The sequence below is a fragment of the Micrococcus sp. APC 4021 genome, from assembly GCF_030407635.1.
Lineage (GTDB): Bacteria > Actinomycetota > Actinomycetes > Actinomycetales > Micrococcaceae > Micrococcus > Micrococcus luteus.
In genome coordinates this window covers 1-5,763 of the sequence record NZ_JASDCZ010000138.1, presented here as the reverse complement: position 1 = coordinate 5,763, position 5,763 = coordinate 1, and the positions used below count along the sequence as shown (strand labels likewise).

Sequence of the window (5,763 nt, the reverse complement as noted above, 5' to 3'; positions counted from 1 at the left end):
GCCACCCGCCCCCCGGCTCGAGGACTCCGAGCTGACCATGCACGAGGGGCGGATCGTGGCGGACGAGCACCTGGCGGCGGCGCCGGGCGTGTGGGTGGCCGGGGACGTGGCCCGCGCCCACCACGCCGTGGCCGGCCGGCCGATCCCCGTGGAGCACTGGGGCGACGCCCTCGGCATGGGCGAGGTCGCCGGGCACAACGCGGCCCGCACCGAGGTCGGCGTGCCGGGCGGCGCCGGCCAGGCCTCCGTGCTGGCCCACGCGGCGACGGCGGACCCGGAGTCCCTGCGGCGGTGGGAGGCCGTGCCCGGGTTCTGGAGCACCATCGGCGAGCACACGCTCAAGCACGCCGCGTGGGGCGACGGCCACGAGCAGGCCCGCATGGTGGAGCGCACCGGCGGGTTCACTCTCTGGTACACGGACGCGCAGGACCGCGTGGTGGGCGTGCTGACCTACAACGCGGACGAGGACTACGAGCGCGGGCGGGAGCTGGTGGCGGGCCGGGATGCCGTGGGCGAAGGCCGGGGCCGTCCCGACCCTGCATGACAGACTGAGGGGATGACCACCCCGACCCCCGGCGCCGGCTCCCCGGGCAGCGGTGTGGCCGGGGGCGTGCTGGCCGCAGTGGGGACGCTGGCCCTGATCGCGACCGTCCTGGCGCTGGTCCTCGCGTTCGGTCCGGCCGGCCGGGACGACGCCGGCGCGGGCGCCGAGCGGCGGCGCTGGAACGGCGGCTTCACCCCCGCCCCGCCCACGGTGAACACGCAGGGGTACGCCGAGCCCGTGCAGGGCCGCGTGACCTCCCGCTTCGGGCCCCGCCCCAACCCGTTCGGCGAGGGCGTGGTGCCCTCGGGGGTGTCCGAGGAGGCCCTGACCCGCCACGACGGCGTGGACCTCGGCGGGGTGCCGGAGGGCACGCCCTTCCACTCGGTGTCCGACGGCCGAGTCCTATTCGTGGAGGCCGGCGGGGACGCGGGCGGCAACCTACTCGCCGTGGACGCCGGGGACGGCCACGTGTGGCGCTACCTGCACGCCGCCCCGGACTCCACCGTGGTGGACGCGGGCCAGCGCGTCTCCGCCGGGGACCACCTGGCCGGCGTCGGGCAGACCGGCGCCGCCACCGGCGTGCACCTGCACCTGGAGCTGCGCGTGGACGGCGAGCCGGTGGACCCGGAGGCCTACCTGGCCGAGCGGGGCGTGGAGCTCGGCGGCTCCTACCCGGAGCGGCGCCGCGGCCTCAGCCGGTGACCGGGCCGCCGCCGTCGTCCACGGACCCGGCCCAGCGGACCTCCCCGTCCACGACCTCGTCCGTCGGCGCCAGGCCGATCGCCTGGGCGACCCGCTGGGAGGCCGTGTGCTCGGGGTGGACATCCGCCACGAGGCGCCGCACCCCCCGGTCCCGCAGCTCGCCCTTGAGGAGGCCGGCGGCCTCCTTCGCCAGCCCGCGGCCCTGCCACGGCGTGCCGATCAGCCAGGCGATCTGCGTGGGTCCCCCGTCCACGGGGATGGTGGCCTGGACGTAGCCGACCGGCCGGCCCTCCGGCTCCAGCACCACGATCCAGTTGGCCCAGTCCTCCGCGCCGTCCTCGGAGCGACCGCGCGCGAGGATCGCGTACCGCTGCCGCAGCTCCTCCTCGCCCGGCGGCGTCCCGCCGGTGTACGTGTACAGGTCCGGGTCGGCGAGGACCGCGGCCATGGCCTCGGCGTCATCCACCCGCAACGGGCGCAGGGAGAGGGAATGCGGCATGGGCACAGTCGACCAGCCCGGCCCCGCGCAGACAAGAGGCGGGGCGCATCCGCCCGCCGCTAGCCTGGGCGCATGCCGCCCGCCCCCACCGCCCGTCTGCGCTTCCGCGAGATGGCCGACGCCGACCTCGACCACCTGGCCGGCCTCCTCGCCGATCCCGTGGTGATGCGCTTCTACCCCGCCCCGCGCACGCGCGCGGAGGCGGCGGCGTGGATCGCGGGCAACCGGCGCCGGTACGCGCAGGACGGGCACGGGCTGTGGATCATCGAGACCCACGACGACGGCGGGCCCGGCTTCGTGGGCGACTGCGGCCTGACGTGGCAGGAGGTCAACGGGGAGCCTCGCCTGGAGGTCGGCTACCACGTGCGGGCCGACCTGTGGGGGCGCGGCTACGCCACCGAAGCGGCCGCCGCCTGCCGGGACCACGCCCGGGACGTGCTGGGGCACCACGAGCTCGTGGCGATCATCCACCCGGAGAACACGGCCTCGCGCCGGGTGGCCGAGCGGATCGGGATGACCGTGGTGGGCGAGGACCGCACCGGCGCGCCCGAGGCCCGCGCGGCTCTGGGGCTCGAGGCGCGCACCGTGCTGGGGATGAGGCTCCGGCCGGGCGCGTGAGGCGCGGCCCGGCCGGACGTCTCAGCCCCGGTCGCTCACTTGGCGTGGCGGGCGAGCAGCTCGCGGGCGGCGTCCAGGCCGCCGGCCTCGACGTCGTAGGAGCCGGTGGACGCGTGGTGGGCCTCGACCGCGTCCGTGATCCGGTAGTGGTCCGGGTTGCCGGGCGGGTCGGAGGTCTCCAGCACGTGGATCAGGTAGGTCTCGCCGGCGGCCAGGGCCTGGCGGTCGTCGCGCTCGTGATGGGTCATGACGTCCTCTCGGGTCGGCGCCCGGCGGGTCTGTCCCACCGGGGCGTGCGCACCAGGGTGGCGCATCGACGGCGGCGGGGCACAGTCCTGCCCGCCCGCGGGCCGGATCCGGTCAGTAGGCGGGTCAGAGTCCGCTCAGGCCCCGACGTAGGAGCTGACGACGCTCCGCAGTGCCTCGGCGGATTCGTAGATGTCCTCCAAGTTCTCGAGGTCGGCCCGCGTCCTGTTCTTGTCCGCATCGAACAGCACCAGATATTTCACCTTCCCGTCGAAGTGAAGGCGCGCGATCGGCTTCCGATTGTTGTCGTCCAGGATGACGCTGCAGTACGAGGCTGCGTCGCGCATGTAGACGCGGTTCATCGGCACGATTCCGGCGAGAATCGCCTTGATGATGCGGAAACCCTCGATCTCCTCTTCGGTCGTCACCACGCCCGGCTTGAGCTGGCCCTCCTGACCGTTCTCCTCGTCGGACAGGACCGTCTGATCGCCGGTGGCCACGGGCTCAGCGGGAGCCGCCAGTACCGGAGCGACCTGGTCGCCCAGGGCAGTCTTCAGCCGCGCGTTGACGCGATCGTTGATGTACTGGCGCGCAGCCTCCTCGGTGAGCCGGGTGAAGGTCTCCACCGCCTTGGCGTTCATGTACCCGGAGTACACGCGCTTGGCGAGGACCTTCACCAACTCATCGCTCGGCGCAGCCATCTCGGCAGAAATCTCGCGCTTGATGGCCGATACGTACTTCAGCTCCTCGGCTGCGGCGATGACCGAGTCGAGATCGAAGGATCCCTTCGCCAGCTGCTCGAGCTTCGGCACGGTGACCGGGTCGATGTCCAGAAGATCGAGGACGAGGAACGGACGCTCGTCGAGGATGTTGGCCTTGTCGAGGTCCGTGTAGAAGTTCCACACCCGCCCGTTGGTGAGCACGCCGATCCGCGCTTCACTGGTGTGGAAGTAGCGCACCAGCTGGCTCGCGTGCGCCAGGGACAGCTCCGAGCCGACCTTCTTGGCCTCCACGAGGATGTTGACCTTCCCCTCCCGCATGATGGCGTAGTCGATCTTCTCCCCCTTCTTCAGGCCCAGATCTGCGACGAACTCCGGGACGACCTCCTGGGGATCGAACACGTCGTAGCCCAACACCTGCGAGATGAATGGCATGACGAGCGCGTTCTTCGTCGCCTCTTCCGTGTCCAGGGAGCTTGCGTAGTCGCGGGCTCGCCGAGCCACTTGCGCAAGCTTGTCCTCGAATTCAGTCATGCCGTTTCACCCATCCGTGAGTAGGAGCCGGACAGCCGGGAATCCGGCAGCCTCGCACGTCAGCGCCCGAAGGCCCGCCGCAGCTGTGTCGAAATATAACCCAGCTCACAAACACGCTACGGGGACCCTCGCAGGCGCTCCGTGGCCGGACCGCGGGATCGCCCGGAACGCGAGGCGGCCACGACGCGTCGCCTCTCACAGGAAGGAGACGGGGCGTCGTGGCCGCGTTCCGCGGGGGGCCGCCCTGTCAGGCGACGCCCGGCCGGCTCAGCGGTTGCCGGGGTGCTGCGGGTCGGCCGGGATGCCGCGGCTCAGGGGCTCCACGGGCGGGCCGCTCGTCTCCGGGGTCACGGGCGAGCCGGTGCGGGAGCCGCCGACCTCCGGGGTGTCCGGCACCTGATCGCCGGAGGGCTGGGCGCCGGAGCGCAGCGCCTCGAGCGGCGTCTCGAGGACCTGCACCACGGGCAGGCGGTCGCCGTGGGCGCGCTCGTAGGCGAGCAGCTGCTCCACCTGCGACTCGTCGAGGCCGGTGATCCGGGTCGGCAGCGTGCCGTTGGGGATGTGGTCGTAGTCCGGCAGGGGGAGCTCGTCGCGGTTCGGGGCGTTCGTCATGGCACTGTCCCTCTTCTCTCGTCGGGGTCCCTCGTCGGGATGCGTGGTCCACCCACGCTAGTGAAGGCCCCCGTCAGACGGCACCCCCTGCCGCCCCGCTCACCCGACCCCGTCCCGCCGCGCCCGCAGCACGATCTCCAGGTCGAACCGCGCGTCGGGGTCCTCGAGGGCCTCCCCGAACAGCTCGCGCAGCCGGCCCACCCGGTACCCCACGGTCTGGGGGTGCACGCCGAGCTCCGCGGCGATCGGCGCCCGCTGGCCCCAGTGCGTGAGCCAGGCGAGCAGGGTCTCCTCCAGCACCGCCCGCTTCGCCTCGCTCACCTCGTCCAGGGGCGCCAGCACGCGTTCGGCCAGCTGCGTCACGACGCGCGGCTCGGCCCCCAGCACCACGCGCGCCAGGTGGTCCGCGGCGAGGATCGGGGACGGGGCGCCGTCGTCGTCCTCCCCCTGCGCGGGCTCCGCCGTCCGGCCCGCCGCCTCCTGGACGGCCAGCGTGCGGGCCACCCGGTAGGAGTGGGGCACGAGCGGCCAGTCCACGGCCGGCCCGACGACGGCGGCCGTCCCCGCCAGCAGGCGCAGCATGCGCTCGCGGCGGCCCTGGGAGGGCGTCGCGTCGATCACGGCGACCACCTCCGAGTCCCGCTCCACCACGAGCCCGGCCCGGCCCAGCCTCTCCCGGACGGCGACGCCGGCGTCCGCGGGCAGCACCACCACCGCCAGCCGGCGCGGCAGCCGCCAGTCCGCGAGCGCGGCCAGCCGTTGCACCTCCTTCTCCTCGGTCCCGCCCCGGACCAGGGCGGTGGCGAGGGCGGCGCGGTGCAGCTCGAGCACGCCCGCCTGGGCGGACTGCGCCTCCGCGTACGCCTGGGCGCTGACGGAGGAGAGCTCGTCGATGTACGCCCAGATGGACTCGCCCAGCTCGATCACCACGGACATCTCCAGGCCCAGGCGCGCGCACTCGGCGGAGAGCTCGCGGAACACGATCCGCGCGGAGGTGCGGTACGCGCCGAGCAGGGCGTCCATGGAGCGCCCCTCGCGGAACTCGCCGGCCCCCAGGCGGGCCATGAGGACGCGGGACTCGCTGTTCAGGGCCGGGCGGGTGGTGCCGGGCAGGCTCATCAGCTGCTCGAGGGCGGTGGTCACGCCGGCGGTGAGGTTCTTGCCGTAGTGGCCGTCGCGCGCCGCCGCGTAGGCGGGGATCTGGTCCGGGACCGTCTCGATGATGCGCTCCATGATCCCGGGGATCGCCGGGGCCAGGCGCTCCGCGAGGTCGTCGGGGAGGGACTGCC

7 protein-coding genes and 1 pseudogene are annotated in these 5,763 nt (G+C 73.8%); 3 read left to right on the top strand and 5 right to left on the bottom strand.

The window, feature by feature from the left end; translation table 11 throughout:
- Nucleotides 1-544 (top strand): annotated as a pseudogene (locus QL983_RS10095) (NAD(P)/FAD-dependent oxidoreductase); the annotation flags it as partial.
- A gap of 12 nt (nucleotides 545-556) precedes the next feature.
- Nucleotides 557-1,246 carry a M23 family metallopeptidase gene (locus QL983_RS10090; protein WP_170720974.1) on the top strand — a complete coding sequence of 230 codons (690 nt, stop codon included), beginning with the start codon at nucleotides 557-559 and terminating at the stop codon, nucleotides 1,244-1,246.
- On the opposite strand, the gene QL983_RS10085 is transcribed toward QL983_RS10090, so the two are convergent.
- Nucleotides 1,236-1,745, bottom strand: a complete 510-nt coding sequence (locus QL983_RS10085) for a GNAT family N-acetyltransferase (protein WP_044659331.1) — start codon at nucleotides 1,743-1,745, stop codon at nucleotides 1,236-1,238. The genes QL983_RS10090 and QL983_RS10085 overlap by 11 nt on opposite strands.
- A gap of 72 nt (nucleotides 1,746-1,817) precedes the next feature.
- Between QL983_RS10085 and QL983_RS10080 the strand changes: the two genes are divergently transcribed.
- Nucleotides 1,818-2,363, top strand: a complete 546-nt coding sequence (locus QL983_RS10080) for a GNAT family N-acetyltransferase (RefSeq protein ID WP_020624710.1) — start codon at nucleotides 1,818-1,820, stop codon at nucleotides 2,361-2,363.
- A gap of 35 nt (nucleotides 2,364-2,398) precedes the next feature.
- On the opposite strand, the gene QL983_RS10075 is transcribed toward QL983_RS10080, so the two are convergent.
- The 4 genes from QL983_RS10075 to QL983_RS10060 form a co-directional block, all read right to left on the bottom strand.
- Nucleotides 2,399-2,611, bottom strand: coding sequence for a hypothetical protein (locus QL983_RS10075; RefSeq protein WP_010079881.1), 213 nt, complete (start codon nucleotides 2,609-2,611; stop codon nucleotides 2,399-2,401).
- Nucleotides 2,612-2,746: 135 nt separating this feature from the next.
- On the bottom strand, nucleotides 2,747-3,862 hold the full coding sequence (locus QL983_RS10070; protein WP_036314529.1) for a type I restriction endonuclease: 1,116 nt from the start codon (nucleotides 3,860-3,862) through the stop codon (nucleotides 2,747-2,749).
- Between the two features lie 267 nt (nucleotides 3,863-4,129).
- On the bottom strand, nucleotides 4,130-4,474 hold the full coding sequence (locus QL983_RS10065; RefSeq protein WP_122054745.1) for a hypothetical protein: 345 nt from the start codon (nucleotides 4,472-4,474) through the stop codon (nucleotides 4,130-4,132).
- 99 nt (nucleotides 4,475-4,573) lie between these two features.
- The coding region (locus QL983_RS10060) for a PucR family transcriptional regulator (RefSeq protein WP_290152806.1) at nucleotides 4,574-5,763 on the bottom strand (1,190 nt) is incomplete at its 5' end.

What these genes read in the sequence shown, in the direction of transcription:
- QL983_RS10085 (WP_044659331.1), bottom strand. Translation starts at nt 1,745, where the DNA reads ATGCCGCATTCCCTCTCCCTGCGCCCGTTGCGGGTGGATGACGCCGAG.
- QL983_RS10080 (WP_020624710.1), top strand. Translation starts at nt 1,818, where the DNA reads ATGCCGCCCGCCCCCACCGCCCGTCTGCGCTTCCGCGAGATGGCCGAC.
- QL983_RS10090 (WP_170720974.1), top strand. Translation starts at nt 557, where the DNA reads ATGACCACCCCGACCCCCGGCGCCGGCTCCCCGGGCAGCGGTGTGGCC.
- QL983_RS10070 (WP_036314529.1), bottom strand. Translation starts at nt 3,862, where the DNA reads ATGACTGAATTCGAGGACAAGCTTGCGCAAGTGGCTCGGCGAGCCCGC.
- QL983_RS10075 (WP_010079881.1), bottom strand. Translation starts at nt 2,611, where the DNA reads ATGACCCATCACGAGCGCGACGACCGCCAGGCCCTGGCCGCCGGCGAG.
- QL983_RS10065 (WP_122054745.1), bottom strand. Translation starts at nt 4,474, where the DNA reads ATGACGAACGCCCCGAACCGCGACGAGCTCCCCCTGCCGGACTACGAC.